The organism is Intrasporangium mesophilum (genome assembly GCF_054783095.1).
The window spans coordinates 316317-340030 of record NZ_BAAGRF010000009.1 but is presented as its reverse complement, the minus strand read 5'-3'; the positions used below and the strand labels follow the sequence as shown (position 1 = coordinate 340030).

18 protein-coding genes, 1 tRNA gene and 1 other RNA gene are annotated in these 23714 nt (G+C 71.5%); 8 read left to right on the top strand and 12 right to left on the bottom strand.

Annotated elements, in window-relative coordinates:
- Positions 1–29: 29 nt before the first annotated feature.
- From nicT to ACYVLP_RS08995, 4 genes are all read right to left on the bottom strand, one after another.
- The gene (nicT, locus tag ACYVLP_RS09010) at positions 30–1145 is read right to left on the bottom strand and encodes a Nickel transporter NicT (protein WP_460627003.1); all 1116 of its coding nucleotides are present in this window, start codon (positions 1143–1145) and stop codon (positions 30–32) included.
- A 96-nt stretch (positions 1146–1241) separates the two neighbouring features.
- A complete protein-coding gene (locus ACYVLP_RS09005; RefSeq protein WP_460627002.1) occupies positions 1242–1916 on the bottom strand; it encodes a lysophospholipid acyltransferase family protein in 675 nt (224 codons plus the stop codon).
- A gap of 76 nt (positions 1917–1992) precedes the next feature.
- The gene (locus ACYVLP_RS09000) at positions 1993–2751 is read right to left on the bottom strand and encodes a class I SAM-dependent methyltransferase (protein WP_460627001.1); all 759 of its coding nucleotides are present in this window, start codon (positions 2749–2751) and stop codon (positions 1993–1995) included.
- A 116-nt stretch (positions 2752–2867) separates the two neighbouring features.
- Positions 2868–5510 (bottom strand): DNA polymerase III subunit gamma and tau, encoded by a 2643-nt coding sequence (locus tag ACYVLP_RS08995; protein WP_460627000.1) that lies wholly within the window; start codon positions 5508–5510, stop codon positions 2868–2870.
- 156 nt (positions 5511–5666) lie between these two features.
- Between ACYVLP_RS08995 and ACYVLP_RS08990 the strand changes: the two genes are divergently transcribed.
- From ACYVLP_RS08990 to ACYVLP_RS08980, 3 genes are read left to right on the top strand one after another with little or no spacing between them, the layout of a single operon-like run.
- The gene (locus ACYVLP_RS08990) at positions 5667–6323 is read left to right on the top strand and encodes an ABC transporter ATP-binding protein (protein WP_460626999.1); all 657 of its coding nucleotides are present in this window, start codon (positions 5667–5669) and stop codon (positions 6321–6323) included.
- A 5-nt stretch (positions 6324–6328) separates the two neighbouring features.
- Positions 6329–7726: a hypothetical protein gene (locus ACYVLP_RS08985; RefSeq protein ID WP_460626998.1), complete on the top strand. Its 1398-nt coding sequence runs from the start codon at positions 6329–6331 to the stop codon at positions 7724–7726.
- 47 nt (positions 7727–7773) lie between these two features.
- Entirely contained in the window at positions 7774–9054 is a 1281-nt protein-coding gene (locus tag ACYVLP_RS08980; RefSeq protein ID WP_460626997.1) for a GNAT family N-acetyltransferase, read from the top strand.
- 94 nt (positions 9055–9148) lie between these two features.
- Here the strand turns inward: ACYVLP_RS08980 and ACYVLP_RS08975 are convergent, their stop codons facing one another.
- Positions 9149–10351 carry an MFS transporter gene (locus ACYVLP_RS08975; protein WP_460626996.1) on the bottom strand — a complete coding sequence of 401 codons (1203 nt, stop codon included), beginning with the start codon at positions 10349–10351 and terminating at the stop codon, positions 9149–9151.
- Positions 10352–10451: 100 nt separating this feature from the next.
- Here ACYVLP_RS08975 and ACYVLP_RS08970 point away from each other — a divergent pair, with 100 nt between their 5' ends.
- Positions 10452–11531 (top strand): LacI family DNA-binding transcriptional regulator, encoded by a 1080-nt coding sequence (locus ACYVLP_RS08970; protein ID WP_460626995.1) that lies wholly within the window; start codon positions 10452–10454, stop codon positions 11529–11531.
- 6 nt (positions 11532–11537) lie between these two features.
- Here the strand turns inward: ACYVLP_RS08970 and ffs are convergent.
- Positions 11538–11634: signal recognition particle sRNA small type (gene ffs, locus ACYVLP_RS08965), an RNA gene on the bottom strand.
- A 2-nt stretch (positions 11635–11636) separates the two neighbouring features.
- On the bottom strand, positions 11637–13007 hold the full coding sequence (locus ACYVLP_RS08960; RefSeq protein ID WP_460626994.1) for an MFS transporter: 1371 nt from the start codon (positions 13005–13007) through the stop codon (positions 11637–11639).
- An 80-nt stretch (positions 13008–13087) separates the two neighbouring features.
- Here ACYVLP_RS08960 and ACYVLP_RS08955 point away from each other — a divergent pair.
- Positions 13088–13175, top strand: a tRNA-Ser gene (locus tag ACYVLP_RS08955).
- A gap of 359 nt (positions 13176–13534) precedes the next feature.
- On the opposite strand, the gene ACYVLP_RS08950 is transcribed toward ACYVLP_RS08955, so the two are convergent.
- Positions 13535–13735 carry a hypothetical protein gene (locus ACYVLP_RS08950; protein WP_460626993.1) on the bottom strand — a complete coding sequence of 67 codons (201 nt, stop codon included), beginning with the start codon at positions 13733–13735 and terminating at the stop codon, positions 13535–13537.
- A gap of 588 nt (positions 13736–14323) precedes the next feature.
- Here ACYVLP_RS08950 and argF point away from each other — a divergent pair.
- Together argF and ACYVLP_RS08940 are read left to right on the top strand one after the other, a co-directional pair.
- Positions 14324–15343: an ornithine carbamoyltransferase gene (gene argF, locus ACYVLP_RS08945; RefSeq protein WP_460626992.1), complete on the top strand. Its 1020-nt coding sequence runs from the start codon at positions 14324–14326 to the stop codon at positions 15341–15343.
- Positions 15344–15396: 53 nt separating this feature from the next.
- Positions 15397–16425, top strand: coding sequence for a metallophosphoesterase (locus ACYVLP_RS08940; protein ID WP_460626991.1), 1029 nt, complete (start codon positions 15397–15399; stop codon positions 16423–16425).
- A 96-nt stretch (positions 16426–16521) separates the two neighbouring features.
- Here ACYVLP_RS08940 and ACYVLP_RS08935 read toward each other — a convergent pair whose 3' ends face one another.
- Together ACYVLP_RS08935 and ACYVLP_RS08930 are read right to left on the bottom strand one after the other, a co-directional pair.
- Positions 16522–17058, bottom strand: coding sequence for a LytR C-terminal domain-containing protein (locus ACYVLP_RS08935; RefSeq protein ID WP_460626990.1), 537 nt, complete (start codon positions 17056–17058; stop codon positions 16522–16524).
- Positions 17059–17103: 45 nt separating this feature from the next.
- The gene (locus ACYVLP_RS08930; protein WP_020145941.1) at positions 17104–17400 is read right to left on the bottom strand and encodes a type II toxin-antitoxin system VapB family antitoxin; all 297 of its coding nucleotides are present in this window, start codon (positions 17398–17400) and stop codon (positions 17104–17106) included.
- Between the two features lie 51 nt (positions 17401–17451).
- Between ACYVLP_RS08930 and ACYVLP_RS08925 the strand changes: the two genes are divergently transcribed.
- Positions 17452–19026: a helicase HerA-like domain-containing protein gene (locus ACYVLP_RS08925; protein ID WP_460626989.1), complete on the top strand. Its 1575-nt coding sequence runs from the start codon at positions 17452–17454 to the stop codon at positions 19024–19026.
- A 133-nt stretch (positions 19027–19159) separates the two neighbouring features.
- Here ACYVLP_RS08925 and ACYVLP_RS08920 read toward each other — a convergent pair whose 3' ends face one another.
- The gene (locus tag ACYVLP_RS08920) at positions 19160–19837 is read right to left on the bottom strand and encodes a hypothetical protein (RefSeq protein ID WP_460626988.1); all 678 of its coding nucleotides are present in this window, start codon (positions 19835–19837) and stop codon (positions 19160–19162) included.
- The gene (locus ACYVLP_RS08915) at positions 19834–23607 is read right to left on the bottom strand and encodes a hypothetical protein (protein ID WP_460626987.1); all 3774 of its coding nucleotides are present in this window, start codon (positions 23605–23607) and stop codon (positions 19834–19836) included. Before ACYVLP_RS08915 ends, ACYVLP_RS08920 begins: the two co-directional genes overlap by 4 nt.
- Positions 23608–23714 lie beyond the last annotated feature (107 nt).

Below are 23714 nucleotides of genomic sequence, written 5' to 3'. Positions count from 1 at the left end.
GCGGGTCAGTCTGCGCGTCAGTCTGCGGGTCAGTCTGTCAGCGCGGTCGACCAGCGCTCCTCGATCCGGCCCCACCGCCAGATCGCGATCGACACGATCCAGGTGACAACGAACAGCCCCACGATCCAGAACCCTGCGTCGGCGAGGTCGACCGACCCGATCCAGGCCAGCGGCCCGGACTCGATGCCGAAGCGCCCGGACAGCACGGACACCAGCTCGACCACTCCGATCACCAGCGCCACGGCGACGGACAGCGAGGTCACCGTGAGGTTGTAGTAGATCTTGCGGACCGGCTTGGCGAACGCCCACCCGTAGGCGACGTTCATGAACGACCCGTCGATCGTGTCCAGCAGCGACATGCCGGCCGCGAAGAGCACGGGCAGGGTCACCACGGCATACCACGGCAGGTCGGCCGCGGCCGCGCCACCGGCCATGACCAGCAGCCCCACCTCGGTGACGGTGTCGAAGCCGAGCCCGAACAGAAGCCCGACGGGGTACATGTGCCACGGCTTGCGCACGGCTCGGGTGACACGGCCGAGGATCCGGTTGAGGAAGCCGCGGTTGTCGAGCTGACGCTCCAGCTCGGCCTCGTCGAAGTGCCCGGCGCGCATCCGCCGCAGCACCCGCACGATGCCGGTCAGCGCGACGAGGTTCACCAGGCCGATCGCCACGAGGAAGATGCCGGAGACCGAGGTGCCCCACACACCCGTGACCTGCTGCAGGGTCGAGTGGTCGTCTTCCAGCGCCCCGGCGAGCGCGCGGATGCCGAACGCGAGCAGCATCACCATGGCGAACACGACCGACGAGTGGCCGAGGCTGAACCAGAACCCGACACTCATCGGGCGCTGCCCGTCGGACATCAGCTTGCGCGTCGTGTTGTCGATGGCCGCGATGTGGTCGGCGTCGAAGGCGTGTCGCATCCCCAGGGTGTATGCCGTGAGGCCGAGTCCCACACCGAACACCTGGCCGGCGACCTGGTACCCGTGCGGCGCGACGACTCCGGCGAGCACGCCCCAGCCGACGACGTGCAGCAGCAGGACGAACGACCCCATGCCGAGGAGGCTTCGGCGCTCGGCGGCGCCGATGCGTGCCCGCAGGGGTGGACGGGACGCCGTGTCGGCGTCGGCCATGTCGGTGAGGCTCACGAGTCCACGCTAGATGCGACTGAGTCGCATCTGCAATGGTGCGGTCCGTATCGATTTCGTACCGAAGGTGGTCCCGGCCCTCCCAGGGCCACGGGGTCAGGCGGACGGCTCGCCGCTCGGCACCTCGTTGTACTCGTCGACACGCTCCTGACCGGACAGCTCAGAGATGGCCTCCATGACGCGGTCGGTCAGGAGGCGACGCGCCTTGCCGGCCGGCATGTCGGCATACTCCTCGACGCCGATCGGCGTGCCGAAACGCACCGTCACCTTGGCGATCCTCGGGAAGCTCGATCCGACCGGCTGTATGTCCTCGGTGCCGATCAGGCCGACCGGCACGATCGGGACCTGCGCGGTCAGCGCCAGCCAGGCGACGCCAGTGCGACCGCGGTAGAGCCGGCCGTCGCGAGACCGGGTGCCCTCGGGGTAGATGCCGAACGCGTCACCGGCGCGCAGCACCTCGAGTGCGGCGTCGAGACTCTCCTGTGCCGCGGTCGGCGAGTGGCGGTTGACCGGGACCATGCCGACACCGGTGAAGAAGCCCCTGCGCAGGAAGCCGCCGATGCCTTTGCCCTGCCAGTACTCCTCCTTCGCGAGGAACCGGACCCCGCGCGGCGAGGCGAGCGGGATCGCGAAGGAGTCGATGAAGGACCGGTGGTTGCTCGCGACGATGACGCCGCCGTCGCGAGGCACGTTCTCCTTGCCTTCGATCCTCGGGCGGTACAGCGCATGGGAGAGCGGGTACAGGACGGACCGCCCAAGGCTGTTCAGCATGGGCCACAGCCTAGGGCCGACAGCGCGCGAGGGGTGGTCGCGTCAATGATGCATCGGACACATGCACCGTGGGCGGTCACGCTCGGGCCCGGACGGCCCACGCCGAGGCGAGGATGTAGAACGGCGGCTCGGGCAGCAGCGCGCGGCAGAGCTCCCGCAACCGCTCTTGCCCGTCTGCATCCAGGTTGTGGACGAAGTCTCCGGCAGGACCGACTCCGAGCGTGTACGGCTCCCACCACTCGTCGAAGGTGGCGTGACGCACCGTCACGGTCAGGAGGGTGTCCTCGATGTGCGTGAGGCCCGCCTCGTCGAAGAGTCGCATCAGCTCTCCCTCGTGGACCCCGGGCAGCGACGACTCGTCGACCACGTCGGGGTCGAGCTGGCGGGCCGCCCTCCAGAAGACACTGAGCGGTGCGCCCTCGCCCGCGAGGTCCCAGACGCACGCCGCAACGGTGCCGCCGGGCCGGGTGACCCGGCCCATCTCCCGGAGCCCGCGGACCGGGTCCTGCATGAAGTGGACGACGAGCTGGGCCAGGGTGTGGTCGAACAGGTCGTCGGGGTAAGGCAGCTGCTCCGCCAGCCCCGACTGCACGTCGAGTGTCGGGAATGTACGCCGCAGCGCGGCCAGGAACTGGTGCGACGGGTCGACCGCGGACACCCCGTCGACGCCGAGCCGCTCGACGAGGACACGCGTCAGCGCCCCGGGACCGCAACCGACATCGAGGGCCCGTCCGCCCGGGGCCACCTTGGCCCAGTCGGCGAACCGTGTGGCAAGCGGCCCCGAGTAGCGCCCCATGAATCGGTTGTAGGCGTCCGCCGCAACCTCGAAGGTCACATCAGGAAAACTACTGCTGCGCGGGCGCCCTCATCGGCGAATGCGTGTTATTTGCCGGTGCGCCGGGCTGCCCGCACCCTCGAGGCTGCACCGGCTCGACCGTCCGTCAGGCGGCGTCAGTCGTCGAGCTCCTGGATGACCCGGCCGCCGAGAACCCGCTCGACCACGGCGCGCCCGACATCGCCCGACACCTCGATGTCCTCGTCGTCGGCGCTGACCGCTGAGTCGTCGGTGAGCTCGGCGGCGCGCGGCTCGGCGCCTGAAGGACCAGCCGCTGCTCCGGTGCGGGCCTGCGCGATCGACTCGCGGACAGCCTTTGCGCCCCGCTTCGCTGCGGCGGTCGGGCTGCCGGTAGCGCGCGTCGGCGACTGGCGCGACGCAGCACCCGGTCCCGTTGCGGCAGAGGCGGTCTCGCCGGCGGGGCTGACGGTCGAGGCCGAACCGACAGGGGCCTCAGCGTCCGGGGCCGGGCCGGTGGCCCAGTCGGGGGCCGGCCCCGACACGCTGCCCCAGCCGGCGTTGTCATAGTGCGAGCGCGAGGCCGCGGCAGACAGCCCGGCGTCGGCGAGAGCGCCACCTGAGGGGACCGGTGACGCGCCGGGATCATGACCCGCGCCGGCATCACCCCATGACTGCCGCGAAGACCCGGGATCGGAGCCGGGTCCACCGTCGCGCCCGCTGTCGCGCCCGGTTCCACCGTCGCGCCCACTGTCGCGCCCGGGTCCGACGTCGCGCCCGATCCCGCCGGTGGCCCGGTGCGGGTCGGCCTCCCCGGCCGGTGGGACTGCGCCAGGAGGCGGAGCCACCGGCGCCTGCTGCGCCACGTCGTCGACGTGCACGCCGTTGACGATGGCGTCGACACCGAGCTCGTCGATGAGTGCCTGTCGCACGACCTCGGCGTGGTTGCCCGCGCGGAACGTCTGCGTCAGGCCGGCCGTCGCGATGCCGAGGGTCAGGGTCTGGCCGTCGAACGCGGTGACCTGGGCGTTCTGCGAGACGAACGTCCAGGTGAGGCGTCGCATCGTGAAGATCCGGCCGAGGACGTTGGGCCAGGCGCGGCGGATGGCGTCCGTGTCCATGCCGCCACCCGCCGGGCGCGCGGTCCCGGCCTCCGGCGACGCATCAGCCTGCCCGGTGCCGAGGCCGGCCTGGGACGCCGAGGGCCCGCCGACCGACTCGGCGGGCGGAACGACCGGCGGAGCACCCGCCTCCGCCCGGGCAGCGTCGGCGCGGGCGATCGGGCCGGGGTCGGGGGCCCCGACGACGTGCCGGATGTCCGCAGAACGGCTGCCACCCATCCCGCCGGCCCCTCGAGACGAGCCGTGCGATGGTCCCTGGGGCTCACCCGGACCAGCGTCATGCCCCGCGGGACCGGCCGCCGCCCGCGACGGCGCCGAGTAGTCCGAGACGGTGCGCGGCGGCGCGGACACGCCACCACCCGCAGCGCTCGCGCCCGCCGCGGCAGGTCCGGTCCCACCCGAACCCACCCCGGCCATCGGCCCCGAAGGCGCAGATGCGGGGACCGGCGGTGGCCCGGGAGGTGAGCTCAGCGGCATACCGGCAGGTCCGGCCGCGCCGCCGGAGGCGCTCGGCACCCCGCCCACATCGAGGCGACGCTCGAGGCGGTCGAGGCGGGCGGCATACCCCTGCTCCCCTGACGACGCGGGAAGCAGGATGCGAGCGCAGATCAGCTCGAGCTGCATGCGGGGCGCCGTGGCCCCGGTCATCTCGGTGAGGCCGGTGTTGACGATGTCGGCCGCGCGCGAGAGGGCCCCCGGGCCGAAGGCCGCCTGCTGGACGCGCATGCGCTCGAGCTGGTCCTCGGGGACGCCACGCAGCACCTGCGCAGCGCCCTCCTGCACCGCGGCGACGATGATGAGGTCGCGCAGACGCTCCAGGAGGTCCTCGACGAACCGGCGCGGGTCGTGCCCGGACTCGATGACCTTGTCGATCTGCCGGAACGTCGCGGCGCTGTCGCCGGCCGCCAGGGCGTCGACGGTCGCGTCGAGCAGCTCGCCGTCGGTGAAGCCGAGCAGCGAAACGGCGCCGTCGTAGGTCAGCCCCTCCGGCCCGGAGCCGGCGATGAGCTGGTCGAGCACGGACAGCGAGTCACGCACCGACCCACCGCCCGCGCGGGTCACGAACGAGAGCACGCCGGGCGCGGCCGGCACCCCCTCCTGCTCGAGCAGCCGCTCCATGTAGGCCGACAGCTTCGCCGGTGGGACGAGCCGGAACGGGTAGTGGTGCGTGCGCGAGCGGATCGTGCCGATGACCTTCTCCGGCTCGGTCGTCGCGAACACGAACTTCACGTGCTCCGGCGGCTCCTCGACGATCTTGAGCAGGGCGTTGAAGCCCTGCGGGGTGACCATGTGGGCCTCGTCGATGATGTAGATCTTGTAGCGGCTCTGGGCCGGGCCATAGCTCGCTCGCTCACGCAGGTCACGCGCGTCGTCGACACCGCCATGGCTGGCCGCGTCGATCTCGATGACGTCGACGCTGCCCGATCCACCACGCGCGAGCGCGACGCACGAGTCGCAGGTGCCACAGGGCGTCGGCGTCGGGCCCTGCTCGCAGTTGAGGCAGCGCGCGAGGATGCGCGCACTCGTCGTCTTGCCACACCCGCGCGGGCCGCTGAAGAGATAGGCGTGGTTGACCCGGCCCGTGCGCAGCGCCTGCATGAGCGGCTCGGTGACGTGCTCCTGCCCGATGACGTCGGCGAACGTCTCCGGCCGGTAGCGGCGGTAGAGGGCGATGGCCATGCCCGAAACCCTAACCGGGGCTGGTGACGCTCCGGAATGCCGTCGCGTGCCCTGCATCGCCCGCGCCGGACCACAACCTCGACATCGCGCACCGGATGTCCACAGGGTCGCCGGGCGCTGAGGCGCTGACCTGCCGACTCGCATATCTTGGCTCGCATGAGTGCGGTCGCGGTGCTGACAGGTGAGGTGCGTGCGGTCGAGGTCAGCAAGACCATCGACACCACGACACTGCTGAAGCCGACCACCGTGTCGGCGGACCCCGGCGAGTGCGTCGTCCTGCGGGGGCCGAACGGCTCGGGCAAGACGACCCTGCTGCGGATCATCGGCGGCCTGCTCGAGGCGACCACCGGGACGGCCACGATCGGCGGGCGCGAGGCCGACGAGCGCGACCGTGCCGTGCGGGCGGCCGTGGCGGCGCTGATCGGACCGCCGACGACCTACCGCGACCTGACCCTTGCGGACCACCTCGTGCTCGTCGACTCGACCTGGGGCGGCGAGCCGAGCTCGTCCGACGCGCGCGCCCTGGCGCTCCTGGGCCGCTTCGGGATCGACCAGCTCGCCGACCGCTTCCCGCACGAGCTCTCGTCCGGCCAGGAGCAGCTCTTCCGCCTCGCCCTCACCCTGTGCCGACCCTCGACCGTGCTGCTCCTCGACGAGCCGGAGCAGCGGCTCGACACCGCCAAGCGCGAAGTCGTGGCCACCATCGTGCGCGAGCGCACCGACGCCGGCTCGACGGTCGTCATGGCCTGCCACGACCCCGACCTCACGGCCGCGGTGGCCCACCACATCGTCGACGTCGTGCCCGCACGATGACCGACGTGCACCCCACCCCGTCGCCCGCGCCCGAGGCGCAGCTCGAGGTCGACGACGACGAGCTGCTCGGCCAGGCCGACTGGGTCATCGGCGGCGAGCGCGCCCGCAAGGCGCGCCAGCAGCTGCTGTATGCGGCATACGTCATGTTCGTCGGCGCGCTGGCGTACGGCTTCCCGCTCGTCCAGGCGGTCTTCCGCACGACCGACCGGGTGCTGCTGCGCGAGCAGCTGACGTCGCCGGCGGCGGTCGGGGTCATCGGGGCGGCCGTCGTCGTGCTGCTGGCGGCGACCTGGTGGGCCGGGCGGTTCCGTGGGCCGGTCGTGCCGCCGCTGCCGTGGATCGACCTCGTCGCGAGCGCGCCCATCGACCGTGCGCTGTCCGTGCGCCGCTGGTGGCGGTATGCCGTGATCGGGGCCGTCTTCGTCGGCGGGCTGACGGGGCTGGTGTTCGGCGCGGGTCTGGCGTTCGCCGGGGTCACCGGCGCGCTCTCCGTCCCGGTCGCGCTCCTGGTCGGGCTCCTGCTCGGCCTCGTCACCTCGCGCGTGTGGCTGTGGTCGCAGGTGCGCTCCTGGCCCGGGCCCGACCGTGGGATCGGCCTGCTCTGGCGGATCTCCGACGCCCTGCGTGAGCTCCACGCGGAGTCGCTGCGCGCCCACTCCGCCAACACCTCGACGATCGCCGGCTCGGCGCTCGCAGGCAACATGCGCACGGCCCGCCTCGCCCTCGCGCGCCCGATCCGGCATGCCCGCCGCGCGCGCCTGCGTCCCGGGCGGCCGTTCCCGGTCATGGTGCGCCGCGACCTGCTCGGGCTCCGCCGCCAGCCGTCCGGCTTCGTGGCCGGGCTCGGCCTGACCCTGCTCGGCGGCGCCATCGTCGCCTGGGGCGCCATCGAGCCCGCCGCACCCGGCATCGCCGTCACCATCGGGCTCGTTCCGCTCTATCTCGGCTTCGGGGCATGGGCCGAGGGCCTTCGGCTGCAGGCCGACAACGTCGGGACGCCCTCGCTGCTCGGCATGGCGGCGCTCGAAGAGGCGGGGGCTCACCTGGTCGTGCCGCTCGTGCTGACCGTCCTCTCCTTGGCCGCCTGCGTCGCCGTGCTCACCCCCGTCGCCTCCATCTCCCTGACCGGCGTCGTGATCCTCGTCGCGACGGTCATGCTGCTCGTGGCGGGGCACCTGATGGCGGCCTTCCGTGGTGCACCGAAGGCGTTCGGCGGTCCGCAGATGCTGGTCTTCTGGTATCTCCAGCCCGTGCTGTCCGTCGTCCTGCTCGGATCGCTCGTCGCCTTCTTCGCCAAGAACGGCCACGAGACGCTGCTCAGCGCGAGCGTGTGGGTCACCCTCGGGCTCCTCTGGTGGGGCACGCGCCGGGTGCAGACCCTGACGATGCTTCACCGCACCTGACCCCGGACCTCGTCGGGACGGGTTGCCGCTTGGCTAGGTTCGAGGTCATGAGCGACCTCCGGACGCGCGACGTCACCGAAGCCGACCTCCAAGCGATCCTCACCGTGCGCAACCGCTCGTTCGGACCGCTCCGCACCGACGAGCAGACCTGGTGGCGCCAGGTTGCCGACGAGACGCTCGGCGGGCGGTGGCTCGCGGTCGTCGACGAGTCCGACGCCATCGTCGGGGCGGGACGGGTCCGCTCGTACGAGCAGGCTTGGGGCGGGCGGTTCCTGCCCATGGGTGGCGTCGCCGGGGTGTACGTCGAGCCGGCTGCCCGCGGCCGCGGCGTGGCGACGCTGCTGACGGGGGCGCTCATCGAGCGGATGGGCGATCTCGGCGACGTCGTGTCCTGTCTCTTCCCGACCACCACGTCGCTCTATCGCCGCTCGGGGTTCGAGGTCGGCGGAGTCCAGACACGGACGACGTATGCCGCCCCCCTCCTTCGCGACCTTGCGCGGTCCTCGAGCGTGCCGGCCCTGCGCGCGGCCGGGCCGCAGGACGCCGAGCGCCTGCGCGCCATGACCCGGGAAGGGCAGGTGCGGCATACCCAGAGTGGGCCGATGGTCCCGTCGGAGGCGGCCTTCCGCAGCATGCTCGAACGTGCCGACCTCATCTGCTACATCGTCGAGGGCTCCGGCGACGTTGCCGATGCCGCTGCCGCTGCCGATGCCGATGCCGATGGCGCCCGGGGCGCCCGGGACGCCGGCTTCGTCGTCTACGACCTGTCCGACGAGGTGGTGACGGTCGAGCACCTGGTGGCTGACACTCCCGAGTCCGCGCTGGCGCTGTGGGGAGTCGTGGCCTCGGGCTCGTCTGCGGCGCCGACGGTGCACACGTACCTCGACCCCCGGGATCCGGTCGCACTGCTGCTCCCCGGACTCCCCTCGATCGAGGTGCGTCAGGTGCCGTGGATGGCGCGCGTCATCGACCTCGCCGAAGCGGTGGCCGGGCGTGGCTTCGCGCCGGGCCTCACCGCGTCGGCCGACCTCGTCGTCAGCGACCCCGAGGCGGCAGGCAACTCGGGGTGGTGGAGGTTCTCGGTGGATCGAGGCTGGGGCACCGCCGAGCTGCTGGACCCAGAGGCGGCCGCGATGGAGACCGCCGTCACGACGGCCTCCGGGACCACCGTGGCCCGGGTCGGCGCCCGAGGGCTGGCCGCGCTCTGGTGCGGCTGGACGACCTCACGCCTGCGTCAGGCCGGACTCGTGGTCGGCGGCGACCCGGACGCGGACGCCGCGCTGGATGCGATCTTCGCCTGCACCCCGCACCTCACCGAGTACTTCTGAGGCCCCAGCTCCCCCACCCTCCGCCGGTTCGATGTATTCGTCTGGTGTTCACGGGCGACGAATCACCTCGAACCGACGGAGGGGCCGGTGGGAGTCAGGAGCGGCGGCCGGGCTCGCGGACGGCGGGGATCGCGAGGAGCGCGACCATCGCCATCGCGCCGACGACGAGCAGCGAGTGCAGGACGCCGACGTGGTCGCCGAGGAAGCCGAGCAGGGGCGGCCCGGCCAGGAAGGCCGTGTAGCCGATCGTTGAGACGACGCTCATCCGGGCGGCGGCGCGGCGGGGGTCGTCTGCAGCCGCGCTCATCCCGACCGGGAAGCCGAGGCTTGCGCCGACACCCCAGACAGCGGCGCCCAGGAACGCGAGGCCAGGTCCGCCGAACACCACGAGCGCGCAGCCCACCACGGCGGCGACGAACAGCACCCGCAGCACCGGCACCCGCCCGCGACGGTCCAGCACCTTCGTGCCGAAGATCCGTCCCGCGGTCATCGCCGTGAGGAAGACGGCGAAGCCGAGCACGCCGGCCCAGCGCGGCAGGCCGTAGCCGTCGGAGAGTGCGACGCCGACCCAGTCGTTCGCGGTGCCCTCGGTGAAGGCGGCGGCGAGCACCACGACGCCGATCAGCAGCGTCCGCGGCTCGCGCCAGGCTGCGCCGATGCCGGCCTTCTCCTTGACCTCCGTGCCGTGCTCGTCGACCTCGATCGACCGTGGCAGGAAGGCCCGCAGGAACCACGGGGTGACCGCAAGCAGGAGCACGACCACACCGGCCAGGTGCCAGGCGATGGACACGTGGAGCGCGGACAGGCCGGCGCCGACGAGCGCACTGACGACCGTCCCACCGCTGAACGACGCATGGAAGCGCGGCATGATCGAGTGGCCGAGCAGCCGTTCGACCGACGCGCCTTCGAGGTTCATCCCGACGTCGAAGACCCCGGTGCCGAGGCCGACGAGGAACAGGCCGGCCATGACGACCGCCCGGTTGTGGTACCCACTGACACCGAGCCCCACGGCGATGAGGCCCGCGCTCTGCACGATGGCCGCGCCCATGAGGGTCCGGGCGGCGCCGAGGTGGTGCACGATCCAGCCCGAGAGCGGGAGCCCGAGCACTGAGCCCGCCGACGCGGCGAGCAGGGTGAGGCCGAGCTCGCCGGCGGTGAGGCCGAGGTCGTGCTTGAGGTCAGGCACGCGCGAGGCGAAGGCCGCGAATGCCGCGCCGTTGACGGCGAACGCGGTGAACACGGCCACCCGCGCGGTGCGGACAGCCTGCGTCGGCGGCGTGCTGACGGCGGTGGCCATGGTTCCAGCCTCTCGTGGATCGGGGTCGGGCACGACTGTGAGTAAGTGCCCCGGTGGCTCGAATCGATTCGACTCGAATCGTTTCGATAGCATGCCTGTCATGCCCACCCTTGGTCAAGCCCGACCGACACTGCGCGACGTCGCCGACCGCGCCGGTGTGTCCGTGTCGACGGCCTCGCTCGTGTTCAGCGGCAAAGGGCCCGTGGCTGTGCCCACCGCGGAGCGAGTTCGGGCCGCGGCGCAGGACCTGGGGTTCACCGGCCCGAACCCGCTCGCGTCGTCGCTGCGCCAGGGCAGGGCGGGGGCCATCGGGGTTCTCGTCGAAGGACGGCTCCGAGTCGCCTTCCGCGACCCGTTCGCGATCGCGGTGCTCGACGGGCTCGCCGAGGAGCTCGAGCGGGTGCCCACCGGGATGCTGCTCGTCGGCCAGCCCGACGACGCCCCGGAGTCCGTCGTCCCGCAGCTGGCCGGGCTCGCGCTCGACGCGGTCGTCTTCTCGCTGTGCGGGCCGGGCGAGAACCCCGCGGTCGAGCACCTCGCCGCACGCGGCATACCCATGTTCAGCACCGGCGCGCCCAGCGACCGCCGCGTGACGCAGGTCCGCATCGACGAGCGTGCGGCGGCCGCGACGATCGCGCGGCACGTCCGCGACCTCGGCCACACCGCGGTGGCGCACGTGACGATGCCGATGCTGCCGACGAGCGTCGCGGGCCCGGTGCCAGAGGCCGAGATCCTGGTCGGCGAGGCGAACGTCCCCTCGATCGGGCGTCTGCTGGGTTTCCGCGACGTCTTCGGCGATGCGGCGCCCGCGATCCAGACCGGTGATGGCTCGTCGGTCGAGGGGGGCATCATGGCCGGCCGGGTCCTGCTCGATGTGCCGGGGCGGGAGCGACCGACGGCCGTCGTGGCGCAGTCCGATGTCATCGCCGCCGGCGTGATCCTGGCTGCCGAGGAGCTCGGGCTGCGAGTGCCGGACGACGTCAGCGTCACCGGGTTCGACGGCGTCGACCTGCCGTGGCTGCCGCACCGGCTCACGACGATGGACCAGCAGGGCCGGGAGAAGGGCCGGATCATCGGCACCCTCGTGCGTCGGCGCCTCGACGGCAAGAGCCCCCGCAGCGTCACCCAGCCGGTCACGCTCCGGATCGGCACCACCACGGCCCCGCCGCGCGCCCGGTAGAGCGGACACAGGGACACCCCGCGTACCTGGAAGAGCTCACCTACCCTTGCTGCATTCCTGCCCTGGGGGAGTTCGGCGAGGTACCACCACGCGGGGTGTCGACCGTCAGTGTATGCCGCTCCGTTCCTCAGCCGGAAATCCGCCGTCGGTCCGGGTTGCGGGCACAGGCTCGGGCCGCTGCGTCGGGGCCTCCTCGTGCTCGCGTATGCCGTTGACGTGGGCCGGCAGACGCCGCTCGACCGCGATGGCGATGAGCGCGAGCAGACCGCAGGCGCCGATGAGGAAGCCGATGTAGACCATGCCCAGGTCGTGCCCGATGAGGAAGCTCGCGACGACCGGGCCCACCACGAAGGCGACGGAGAACATCAGCGAGCTCAGCGCGTTGTAGCGGCCGCGCAGGTGGTCCGGTGCGAGGTCGTTGACCATGGCCGAGCTGGTGGGCTGGAGCATCGTCTCGCCGAGGCCGAAGACCCCCGCACATGCGCAGAGCATGATCGTCGCGGCCACCGTGCCGGGGACCAGGGAGGTGAGCCCGAGCAGCGACCAGGCGATCGCCCAGGTCAGGGCCATCACGACCGCCACACGCGTGCGGCGCTTGCCCTCGATGCGCTGCAGCACGAACAGCTGGAGCAGCACGATGACGACGGTGTTGGTGGCGAACGCATATCCCAGCGCCTGGGTCGAGATCTGTCCTTCGGCGCGGGCGTAGGCGGGCATGCCGGCGTTGAGCTGCGGGTAGCTCACAAGGGCTGCGATCGCGACGAGCGCAAGCAGCGCCCGCAGCTTCGGGTCGCGCAGCAGCGTGCGGTACGAGACCTTGCTCTCGGTGTGGCCTGCCGGTCGCTCCGCACGGTCGCGGGCGCGGCGCAGGGGGCCGAGGAGGATGACGAGGGCGGGCACGTAGCTCAGGGCGTCGAGCAGGTAGACCGCCATGAACGTGCCGGGCCGGTGCACGTCGACGAACTGGCCGCCGATGATCCCGCCGATGCCGATGCCGAGGTTGAGCAGCGTGAAGTTGACGCCGAAGTAGCGCTGCCTCTGCTGCGACGGGATGAGGTTGCCGATCAGTGCGCCCGAGGCGGGCCAGACGATGCCGAAGCCGTAGCCCATCAGGACGAGCGCGAACGCCGCTTGGAGCGTCGTCGTCGCGAGCGCGAGCATGACATCGGCGGCGAGCAGCGCGAGCAGGCTGCTGACGTAGACCAGGCGGGCGCCGATGCGGTCGATAAGTGCGCCGGCAGGGGTGACCATGACGATGCCGACGCCGGCCTGCAGGGCCAGCAGCAGGCCGACCGTCTCGAGCGGCAGGCCGCGGACCTCGTGAAGGTAGACGACCATGAACGGCAGCACGAGGCCGGTCCCGATCGACTGGAAGACCACCGTCGAGATGAGCAGCTTGCCGTCGCGGGGCAGGTCCTGCCAGAACGAACGCAGCGGTGGGCGGTCGGGTGTCGTCAGCCGGTCGGTCGAGGTCACCCGCTGCAGTCTGCCCGGCACCACCGACACCGGTCGCCCGGATTTCTTGACCGGGCGAGTCCTCCGGTACCCTGCCCGACGGAGGATTCGCATAGTGGCCTAGTGCGCACGATTGGAAATCGTGTTGGGATAAAACCCTCGGGGGTTCAAATCCCCCATCCTCCGCCAACGATGACAGCCCCGGCGCGCCAGCGCCGGGGCTGTCATCGTTGGCGGAGTCTCCGGGATTTGGGAGGAGGGAGCGAGGTACGAGTGACCGACGGCTCCCCCATCCTCCGCCAACACGATGCCCCCCGGAGCTTGCGACGGGGGGCTTTCGTGTGTGCGGAAGGGTGGGAGATGCCGGGAGCCCGAAGCACTCGGGCGAGGAACGAGCCCAAGTGCGCCGGCGGGTCCCCCATCCTCCGCCAACGACGACAGCCCCGGCGCGCCAGCGCCGGGGCTGTCGTCGTTGGACCAGGGTGAGACGCAGCGGCCACTCGACGCCGTCGGGGCGGGGTGGGACCACCTCGAGTGGCCGCTCGGTCTCAGGCATCCCGGCATACCGGGTGGGGGGTCGTGGGACTCAGCGGCCACTGGACGCCGTCGGGGCGGGGTGGGACCACCTCGAGTGGCCGCTCGGTCTCATCCATCCCCGCATACCGGGTGGAGGTCGTGAGACGCAGCGGCCACTCGACGCCGTCGGGGCGGGGTGGGACCACCTCGAGTGGCCGCTCGGTCTCATCCATCCCGGCATACCGGGTGGGGGTCGTGAGACGCAGCGGCCACTCGACGCCGTCGGGGCGGGGGTGGGACCACCTCGAGTGGCCGCTCGGTCACAGGCATCCCCGCATACCGGGTGGGGGTCGTGGGACTCAGCGGCCACTCGACGCCGTCGGGGCGGGGGTGGGACCACCTCGAGTGGCCGCTCGGTCTCAGGCATCCCCGCAGACCGGGTGGGATCGTGAGACGCAGCGGCCACTCGACGCCGTCGGGGCGGGGTGGGGCCACCTCGAGTGGCCGCTCGGTCTCAGGCATCCCCGCATACCGGGTGGGGGTCGTGGGACGCAGCGGCCACTCGACTGGGTCGGGGCGGGGTGGGACCACCTCGAGTGGCCGCTCGGTCTCAGGCATCCCCGCATACCGGGTGGGGGTCGTGGGACTCAGCGGCCACTCGACGCCGTCGGGGCGGGGTGGGACCACCTCGAGTGGCCGCTCGGTCACAGGCATCCCCGCATACCGGGTGGGGGTCGTGGGACGGGGCGCCCACTCGACGAGAGGGTGGGTGGGACGGACGCCGTGGTGGAGCCTGGTCGCGACGTAACTAGCATCGGGCCATGAACGCACCGCTTGCTGCTCTGCACGGCCGGAACGTGCTCAAGGAGATCGACCTGTCGCCGGAGGAGTTCCGGGCGCTGCTCGACCTCGCCGCGGAGCTCAAGGCGGCAAAGCGGGAGCACCGCGAGGAGCGCCGCCTCGCGGGCCGCAACATCGCGCTCGTCTTCGAGAAGACCTCGACCCGAACACGGTGCGCGTTCGAGGTCGCGGCCGCCGACCAGGGCGCGAGCACGACCTACCTCGACCCCGCGGGATCCCAGGTCGGCCACAAGGAGTCGATCAAGGACACGGCGCGCGTGCTGGGCCGGTTCTACGACGGCATCCAGTACCGCGGCGCCGGGCATGACATCGTCGAGACCCTCGGCGCCTGGGCGGGAGTCCCGGTGTGGAACGGCCTCACCGACGACTGGCACCCGACGCAGTCGCTCTGCGACGCGCTGACGATGCGGGAGCACGCCGGCAAGCCCGATGCCGAGATCTCCTACGCGCTCGTCGGCGACGCGCGGTTCAACATGGGCAACTCGCTGCTCGTCACGGGGGCGATGCTCGGGATGGACGTGCGGATCGTGGCGCCCCGGTCGCTGTGGCCGGCCGACGACGTCGTCGCTATCGCCAGGAGGTATGCCGCCGACTCGGGTGCCCGGGTCACGCTGACCGAGGATGTGGCGCAGGGCGTCAGGGGCGTCGACTTCATCCACACCGACGTGTGGGTGTCGATGGGCGAGGCCAAGGAGGTGTGGGCCGACCGGATCGAGCTGCTCTCCCCGTACCAGGTCAACGCGGAGCTGCTCGCCCTGACCGGCAACCCGGGCGTGAAGTTCATGCACTGCCTGCCGGCCTTCCACGACCTGGAGACGGCGGTGGGCCGGGACGTGCACGAGCGGTTCGGGCTCAAGGAGCTGGAGGTCACCGACGACGTGTTCGAGTCGGCGGCATCGATCGTCTTCGACCAGGCCGAGAACCGCATGCACACGATCAAGGCCCTCATCGTCGCAACGATGACCGACCTGGACGCCTGACGTTCACGAAGGTGTGGAGCCGCCGTTAACTCGCTTGCGGGAGAACGGCATACATGCGCCTTTCTCGCACCCACGCCGCGGCTGCCCTGAGCGCCGCCCTCTTCATCGTCCCGGCGGCCGCGTTCGCCGCTGACAACCCCGGCCAGCAGAAGGAGGGGCACTACACCTTCGCTGTGATCGGTGACGTGCCCTACGGCGACGAGCAGATCGCGAAGTTCCCCTCCTGGATCGACCAGATCAACGCGACCCCGGGGCTGTCGTTCACGATCCACGTCGGCGACATCAAGAACGGCTCGTCGAAGTGCACCAACGAGTACTTCTCGATGATCCGCACGCAGTTCGACCGGTTCACGATGCCGCTCATCTACACGCCGGGCGACAACGAGTGGACCGACTGCCACCGCACGAACAACGGCACCTACAACCCGCTCGAGCGCCTGACGCGGATCCGCTCGACGTTCTTCACCACGCCCGGCCAGACCCTCGGCACCGACCCGGTCACCGTTGACTCGCAGGCGGCGGCAGGGTTCCCGGAGAACGTCACGCTCCGGCGGCAGGGCGTGGACCTGGCGGTCCTGCACGTCGTAGGGAGCAACGACGGCCTCCTGCCCTGGCCCGAGCTCGGTTTCTCCACGCCGACGACGGAGCAGGTGGCGGAGGAGAAGGCCCGCATGGACAACGCGATCTCGGTCGTGCGCCAGACCTTCGACTCGGCGCGCCAGCGTCACGACCGCGCGGTCGCACTCTTCCTGCAGGCCGACATGTTCGACCCGACGTACAACGTGACCTGGGCCGACGACTCCGCCTTCCAGCCGCTCGTGGCCGAGCTCGTCGCGCAGTCGAACGCGTTCGACGGCGACGTGTACCTGTTCAACGGTGACAGCCATGTCTTCAACTCCGACAAGCCGCTCGCGGCCGGGTCGAAGTGGCTGTCGTTCTACGGCGTCACCGGTTCGGCCGACAACCTGGCCCGGATCACCGTCGACGGGTCGTCGAACAACAAGGACTTCCTCACGGTGACCGTGAACCGTCCGGGTGCCGACCACGTGCTGTCGTGGGAGCGCATCCCCTACGCGTCGTGACTCGCCACCCACCCGTCGGGTCGATGTATCTGCGCGGCGTACAGCGCGCGGGATCACATCGACTCGGGGGTGGTGGGGCCATATCCGACGGTCACCTCACTGCGTGACGGTGACCGTCGGGCACGGCCGCCCCGTCTGGGTCGGTGTGCTGCCCGCCGGCGGAGCCCCGAAGCTGCGCCAGCCGGCCCCGACGACGAGGTCCACCGTGTCGCCCTTGCGCTTGTCGTTGACGAGCACGGCCTTGGGGACATGCAGATGGACGAGCTTGGCCGATGCTGCACCCTCTGGTCCGAAGCGGATCTGCGCGACCTGCTTGACGTCGGCGTGCTTGGGGTCGTTGGCGACGGACTTCACCTGGAACCCTCGGTCGCGCGCCACCTTCGCCACGGCGGCGGCGAGGCCCCGCCGGTCAGTGGAGTTGTAGACGTTGAGGCTGACGTCAGCGGCTTTGAGCCCGGCGCTCGTCGTCGCCGTCGTGCACGGTCCGGGCTCGGGGTTGCTGGCGCGGAAGTAGGAGGATGCGTAGTAGAAGGCGCCGCCGAGGCCGAGCAGGACGATGGCGAGCACGACCATCGAGCGCCGTTGGCGCCTCACCCTGTAGGTGCCGTCCCCTTCGTCGACGACCTGCGACATCCAGACTCCTCGGTCGGGGCCGTCCGCCAGGCCGAACGGCTCGTGTCAGGAGAGTACGAGGACTCGGGCGTGCAGGACAGGTCTCTGCTGAAGTGCGGCGCGTAGCGCCCGGTGCAGGCCGTCCTCGAGGTAGAGCTCGCCCTCCCACTCCACGCAGTGCGGGAAGAGGTCTCCGTAGAACGTCGAGTCGTCGGCGAGCAGCCCGCGCAGGTCGAGCGTGCTCTTGGTCGTGATGAGCTCGCCCAGCTGGACCACGCGGGGCGGCACGTTGGACCAGTCCTTCGTCGTCTCGAGTCCGTGGTCTGGATACGGGCGGGAGTCGCCGACGGCCTTGAAAATCACCGGGTCAGCATAGTCAGCGAACCTGTTGGAGTGGCGGATAGAGTGCCAACCGTGACCGAGACTTCAGCGTCGAGCACCACGAGCTCCACCCAGATCGACGAGATCCATGCGGGCTACGCCTTCGACGGGGCCGTGCTCAAGCTAGGAGCCGCCGTCGTGGACGACGTGGCGCATCCGGACGCGCCCGTGCAGATCCCGCTCAGTGTCCTGAACCGCCACGGCCTCGTCGCGGGCGCGACGGGGACCGGCAAGACGAAGACCCTGCAGCTCATGGCCGAGCAGCTGGCCGAGCAGGGCGTCCCGGTGTTCCTCGCGGACATGAAGGGCGACCTGTCGGGCCTGGCCACGCCCGGTGAGGGCGGTGACAAGATCACGGCCCGCGCGACGGACGTCGGCATGGACTGGACGGCGACGGCATACCCGACGGAGTTCTACTCGCTCGGCGGCAAGGGCAGCGGCATCCCGATCCGCGCGACGATCACGAGCTTCGGCCCCACCCTGCTGTCCAAGGTGCTGGGCCTCAACGACACCCAGGAGTCCAGCCTGGGGCTGATCTTCCACTATGCCGACAAGAACGGCCTGGCGCTGCTCGACCTCAAGGACCTCCGCGCGGTCATCTCGCACCTCACGTCCGACGAGGGCAAGGCCGACCTCAAGGACCTCGGTGGCCTGTCCAGCGCGACCGCGGGCGTCATCCTGCGCAACCTCATCACGTTCGAGGACCAGGGTGCCGGGGCCTTCTTCGGCGAGCCCGAGTTCGACACGAGCGACCTGCTGCGGGTCGGCGCCGACGGCAAAGGGATCATCTCGTGCCTCGAGCTGCCCGGGGTCCAGGACCGGCCGCAGCTGTTCTCGACCTTCCTCATGTGGCTGCTGGCGGACCTGTTCCACGACCTGCCGGAGGAAGGCGACGTCGACAAGCCGAAGCTCGTCTTCTTCTTCGACGAGGCTCATCTGCTGTTCAACGACGCGAGCAAGCCGTTCCTCGACGCGATCGAGCAGACGGTGCGCCTGATCCGGTCCAAGGGCGTCGGCGTCTTCTTCGTCACCCAGTCACCCAAGGACGTGCCGTCCGGCGTGCTCGCGCAGCTGGGCAACCGCGTCCAGCACGCCCTGCGGGCCTTCACCCCGGACGACGCGAAGGCGCTCAAGCAGGCGATCGCGACCTACCCGCACACGGCATACGACATGGAGAAGCTGCTCACGAGCCTTGGCATCGGCGAGGCCGTGGTGACGGTCCTGTCCGACCGCGGCGTGCCGACGCCGGTCGCGTGGACGCGGATGAAGGCCCCGAACTCCCTGATGGACCCGTCGCCGCAGCCGACGATCGACGCCCTCATCGCGGCGTCGCCGCTGAAGGCGAAGTATGCCGACGTGACCGACCGCGAGTCGGCCTACGAGCTGCTCGCGAAGCGGTTGGCGGCGGCGCCCACGCCGGCCCAGGAGCCGGCTCCGGCGCCGGCCGCTCCTGCCCCTGCGCCGCGAAAGGCCGAGAAGGAGGAGCCGAGCATCATCCAGCAGGTCGCCGAGTCGTCGGCGTTCAAGTCGATGCTCCGCTCGGCCGGGACGGTGATCGGCCGCGAGATCACGCGTAGCATTTTCGGGACGTCGCGCCGCAAGCGCTGAGCCCTATCGGCTTCCGACCGGGGGGCGCCTCGACCGTTCGTGGGTCGGGGCGCCCTCTCGTGTGCGCCGGTCGAGGTGATGCGGGTTCGAGGTGATGCGTCGTGCCATACGCCGGCATATCACCTCGATCCGGTTACCTCGAACCGTCGACGGTCGCCTCGCCGCCATCGACCGTCTCTGCCTCGACGACGGTGGCGCTCCCGCCGACCGCTTCGAGGCCGTCGTCGACGAGCAGCGGGACCCCGTTGCCGAGACGGATCAGCAGCGGCAGCTCGAAGTGTCCGGTCCGCTTGGCCAGCTGCTTTCCTTCTGCCTTGAGCGAGCCCTCGACGTCGCACTGTCCGGCATGCAGCGCGACGAGGCGCCCGGCCCGGACGGTGGCGACGACGGCCTTGAGCGTGAACGTGAGCGACAGCTCGAAGGTCACCTTCGCGATCGTGATGTCGTCGACCCGCAGCTCCACGCGAGGGTTGTGGTTCGAGGTGATGTGGTGCGCGGCGAGGTCCACGACCTCACTCGTCCCGCTGGCATCCCTCGTCCGCTTGGCGGCCGCGTTGAGGTCGCCGAACTTGCGCCACCCCTCGAGGATGAGCTCGTCGAACTCGATGTCCACCAGGTCGTGCGCGATCGACGCGATCTGGCCGCCGACGGCGTTGAGCCCGGCTCGGGTCAGGTTCGACAGCCCCGCCGTCGCTGTGGCGACCACACCGCTGTCCTTGAGGGCCTCGGCGAGCGCCTTGACACTGTCGTTCTTCTCGTCGAAGAGGAATGCGGCGGCGCTGATGCCCTGGGTCGCGGGTTCCGCAGTCATCGCTCTGTCTCCTGCGTCACGTCGATCGTGCCGGGGCCGGTCCGCGGCACGAGGTGGATGGAGTGGGACCTGTCACCGTCACGGTCCAGACCGCTGGTGACCGTCCCCTGCACGGTCACGGGTGCGACGTTCACGTGCTGGGCGATCCACCGCCGCTGCCTTCGGTCGCGCTCGGCGCTGGCGAGCGTCGCGATCGCCACGAAGGCCACCACGAGCAGGATCCACAGTGGCCAGTTCGGTGCCGACGTCGGCGGCATCCGGAACGCGACGCGTTTGAGCGCAAGGCCATCAGGCCCGACGACGATGACCGTCCCGTCCTGCCGACCGGAGGCGGTCGAGACGATCCCGGAGGCGACGATGCTGCCGTCCGCGCCGATGAGGGTCTGGTCGGCCATCGGGTCGCCGTCGAGCAGGACGACCACGGCGCACGTGGCGAACTGCTGGTCGAACGAGCCGTCGACCCGCACCGAGGCGCCACCGCTGACCTCGTGGGTGGTCGCGGTGAGGGTGGTCAGGTTGTCCGGCCGGACGATGCACGAGCCGGGTCCGGCCGTGACCGAGAGTGCCGCCGACGCGGTGAACGGAGCCGCCGCCAGCGCCCTGGGGGCCTCACGGAAAGCGACGGAACGGGAGACCGCGACGCCGCTGGACGGGCGGTCGGCCAACGGCCCTTGGGCGCCGGTCGCGCCCGGGCTCGCGCCACCGGTCGAGCCGCCCGTCGCGCCACCGGTCGGGCCGCCGGTCGGGCCGCCGGTCGGGCCACCGGTCGGGCCGCCGGTCGGGCCGCCGGTCGGGCCGGGGGCACCTCCAGGCGCGACCCCCGTGACGCCGTTGACCGTGCCGGTGATCGTGTGGGGTCCGGGCGAGGTCGCGATGCAGGTCGAGCCGTCGCAGGAGCCGTCCGGGCTGATCGTGAAGGTGGCCCGGTCGGTCAGGTCACCGATCGGCGCGCCCTGGTCGTCGAGCCCGGTCGCGATGTACGTGATCCGCGCACCGGTGTCGACCTGAGCCGTGCGCGGGCTGAGCTCGATTGCGGCAAGCGGCCCGGCGGTGCCGGCCATCGTCGCACCGGGGACGACCTCGAGTGCAGCGCTGCCGCCGACGGAGCCCTGGGCGGTGTGGACCGTGCCAGTCACGGTGTGCGGCCCGAGAACGGCTGCCGTGCACGTGTCGGCTGTGCACGACCCGTCCCGGCCGATCGACAGCGTGGTGTATGCCGTGAGGTCGGTGACCGCGCGGCCCGCGCCGTCGAGGCCCATGGCTGAGTACGTGGCTTTCTGATCGGGACCGATCTGCGCCGCCCGCGGGTTGAGCCGCAGCGTGACGATGTCGGTCGAGAGGACGAGCAGGTCGGCGTGGGCCGCCACGGTCCCCTCGCCGAGGCGGGCGGTGCCGGTGACCGTGTGCGGCCCGACGTGTGAGGCGGAGCAGGCTGCAGCAGAACAGGACCCGTCCGGCTCGATCGTGATCGTCGAGGCGGTGACATCGCCGAGCCGGTTGCCGAACGCGTCGGAGCCGATCGCGCGGTAGGACACTCGCGAGCCGGCCGTGGCGATGGCCACGGGCGGGTCGAGGACGAACGTCACCGCCGGGCCGGCCGAGACGTCGAGGACCGCCGATCCACCCACCACGCGGCCCGCGACGGCGACACTGCCGTCGACGGCATACGACTGCGCCTTGGACGCCGTGCACGTAGCGCCGGCGCACGAGCCGGGCGGCGTCATCGTGAACGTCGCGCGCGACGTGACGTCGCCCGCGTCGTTGCCGAAGGCGTCGGTGGCCCGCGCGCGGAACGTCACGCTCTCGCCGGCCTTGGCGCTCGCGTGGGCAGGTGCGAGGACCACGGAGTCGACCGGCCCGGGGACAACGTCGAGGGTCGTGATGCCGCTGAAGGTGCCCTCCGGCAGGCGCACGGTGCCGGTGACGGTATAGGTCTGCGCGCGTGTGGCCGTGCAGCGCGAGCCGGTGCACGAGCCGGGTGCGGTGATCATGATGACCGCGGCCTGGGTGAGGTCGACGAAGGGGACCCCCTGCTCGTCGAGCCCCCTCACGGCATACCCGGCCGATCCTCCCGCTCCGATCACGCGGGTCGAGGCGTCCAGGGCGACCCCCGTGACGCGCCGGGTCGTCGGCGGGTTGACCACCGGCGGGACCACCGGGGGGACCACGGGCGGGATGACCACGGGCGGAACCACGGGAGGGATGACGACGTTCGAGTCGGCCGGCAGGACGCGCAGTCCCACGGTGTCGCTCAGCATCCGGCCGCTGACCATGACCGTGCCGGAGACGTCGTGGTCCCCGGTGGAGGTCGGCGTGCACGTCCGCCCGGTGCAGGTGCCGGCCCGGCCCATCGACAGGCGGGTGACCGCCGTGAGGTCGACGACCCGCACGCCCGCACCGTCCAGGCCGTATGCCGTCAAGCTGACCGGCTGCCCGATCCGCGCCGTCGTCGCGCTGAGCTCGAGGAGCAGGCCGGTGACCTGCGGCGTGACGAGCAGGTCGGCGGTGTCGCTGATCTGGGCCCTCGTGAACGTCACCATGCCCGTCACCGTGTGCGGTCCCGGCACCGTGGCAGTGCAGCGGGCGCCGGTGCACGAGCCGTCCGGTCCGACCGTGAAGTCGGTGATGCCCGTGACGTCGCCGAGGAGCCGATGGTCGCCGTCGAACCCGAGCGCGACGTAGGTGATGCCTCCCCCGGACTCGATGGCCGCTGATCCAGGCCGGACCTCGATCGAGGCGAGCCCGCGGACCGAGCCGGCGTGCCGGTGCTTGGGGACGACCTGCACGGCTGCCGAGCCTGTGACCGTTGTCCCGCCGATGCTGGTGGTGCCGGTGACGGTGTGACGTCCGAGCTTGGTCGCCGTGCACTCGGCGCCGCTGCACGAGCCGTCGGGGCGTGCCGTGGCGCGACCGTTGGCGCTGAACGTCATCGTCAACGTCGTGCTCCTGGTGACGTCGCCGAGCGACCGGCCGGACGCGTCGAACGCGACCGCGGTGTATGCCGCCCGCTCACCGGGCGTGACGAACCTCCTTGCCGGGCTGAGCACGAGGCGCGGTGCCGGTGGGGTCGAGGTCGCCTTGGAGGTGCCGGTGTTCGCGGCCGAGCCTCCGGGCCGGCTCAGCATGGTGTAGCGCGGCGGTGGGTGCGAGCCGGGCTTCGCGGCGGCGTGTGCCGAGCCCGTGGCCTGACCCGTGTTCGCAAGCTGCTGGGCGAGCGCCTTTGCCCCGGTCCGGTGCGAGCGTGTGCTCTGACCGCCGGCCCCGGACGCGACGGCCTGGGGTGACTCGACGACGAGGACCGCGGTGGCCGTGACGAGACTGCCACCCTTGCGCAGGGTGGAGGTGACCCGATGGAGGCCCGGTTTGGAGGCCGTGCACCGGCTGCCGTGGCAGGACCCGTCCGGGCTGATGGAGAGGCGGGCCTTGGCGGTCACCTCACCCATCGAGCGACCGGACGTGTCGAAGGCCCGGACGTTGTAGACCACGCGCTGTCCGACCTCCACGCTCGCTCGTGCGGGGGTCAGCGACAGCCGGGAGACGGAGGCCGACCGGCCCGCTGCGCGACCTGTGGGCCCGCCGCCCTGGCCGCCATCGGCGACGACGGCACCGGTCGCACCGAGGCCGGTCAGCCCGACAACGAGGGCCGACGCGCCGAGCACCGCCAGGAGCCGGCGCGCGCAGGTCCCGCCCGCGGCGACCCGACGTGGGAACCCCGTGGATCGGCCTCTGAGATGCGCGTCATGGCGAGGCACTGGCTCCTCCGAGTTCATTGCACACCTCGGAGATCGGCGACGTGGCCAGAATGCCGGTTATCCGCTGATCCTCTAGCTACGGGCCTTTCGAGGTGTTCTCCCGGTCAGAGGCCGTGGCCCAGGCT

Coding starts and splice junctions, on each gene's coding strand:
- ACYVLP_RS08950 (WP_460626993.1), bottom strand. CDS start 13,735: ATGGATGAGACCGAGCGGCCACTCGAGGTGGTCCCACCCCGCCCCGAC.
- ACYVLP_RS08915 (WP_460626987.1), bottom strand. CDS start 23,607: ATGAACTCGGAGGAGCCAGTGCCTCGCCATGACGCGCATCTCAGAGGC.
- argF (WP_460626992.1), top strand. CDS start 14,324: ATGAACGCACCGCTTGCTGCTCTGCACGGCCGGAACGTGCTCAAGGAG.
- ACYVLP_RS08970 (WP_460626995.1), top strand. CDS start 10,452: ATGCCCACCCTTGGTCAAGCCCGACCGACACTGCGCGACGTCGCCGAC.
- ACYVLP_RS08975 (WP_460626996.1), bottom strand. CDS start 10,351: ATGGCCACCGCCGTCAGCACGCCGCCGACGCAGGCTGTCCGCACCGCG.
- ACYVLP_RS08940 (WP_460626991.1), top strand. CDS start 15,397: ATGCGCCTTTCTCGCACCCACGCCGCGGCTGCCCTGAGCGCCGCCCTC.
- ACYVLP_RS08980 (WP_460626997.1), top strand. CDS start 7,774: ATGAGCGACCTCCGGACGCGCGACGTCACCGAAGCCGACCTCCAAGCG.
- ACYVLP_RS08920 (WP_460626988.1), bottom strand. CDS start 19,837: ATGACTGCGGAACCCGCGACCCAGGGCATCAGCGCCGCCGCATTCCTC.
- ACYVLP_RS08995 (WP_460627000.1), bottom strand. CDS start 5,510: ATGGCCATCGCCCTCTACCGCCGCTACCGGCCGGAGACGTTCGCCGAC.
- ACYVLP_RS09005 (WP_460627002.1), bottom strand. CDS start 1,916: ATGCTGAACAGCCTTGGGCGGTCCGTCCTGTACCCGCTCTCCCATGCG.
- ACYVLP_RS08935 (WP_460626990.1), bottom strand. CDS start 17,058: ATGTCGCAGGTCGTCGACGAAGGGGACGGCACCTACAGGGTGAGGCGC.
- ACYVLP_RS08990 (WP_460626999.1), top strand. CDS start 5,667: ATGAGTGCGGTCGCGGTGCTGACAGGTGAGGTGCGTGCGGTCGAGGTC.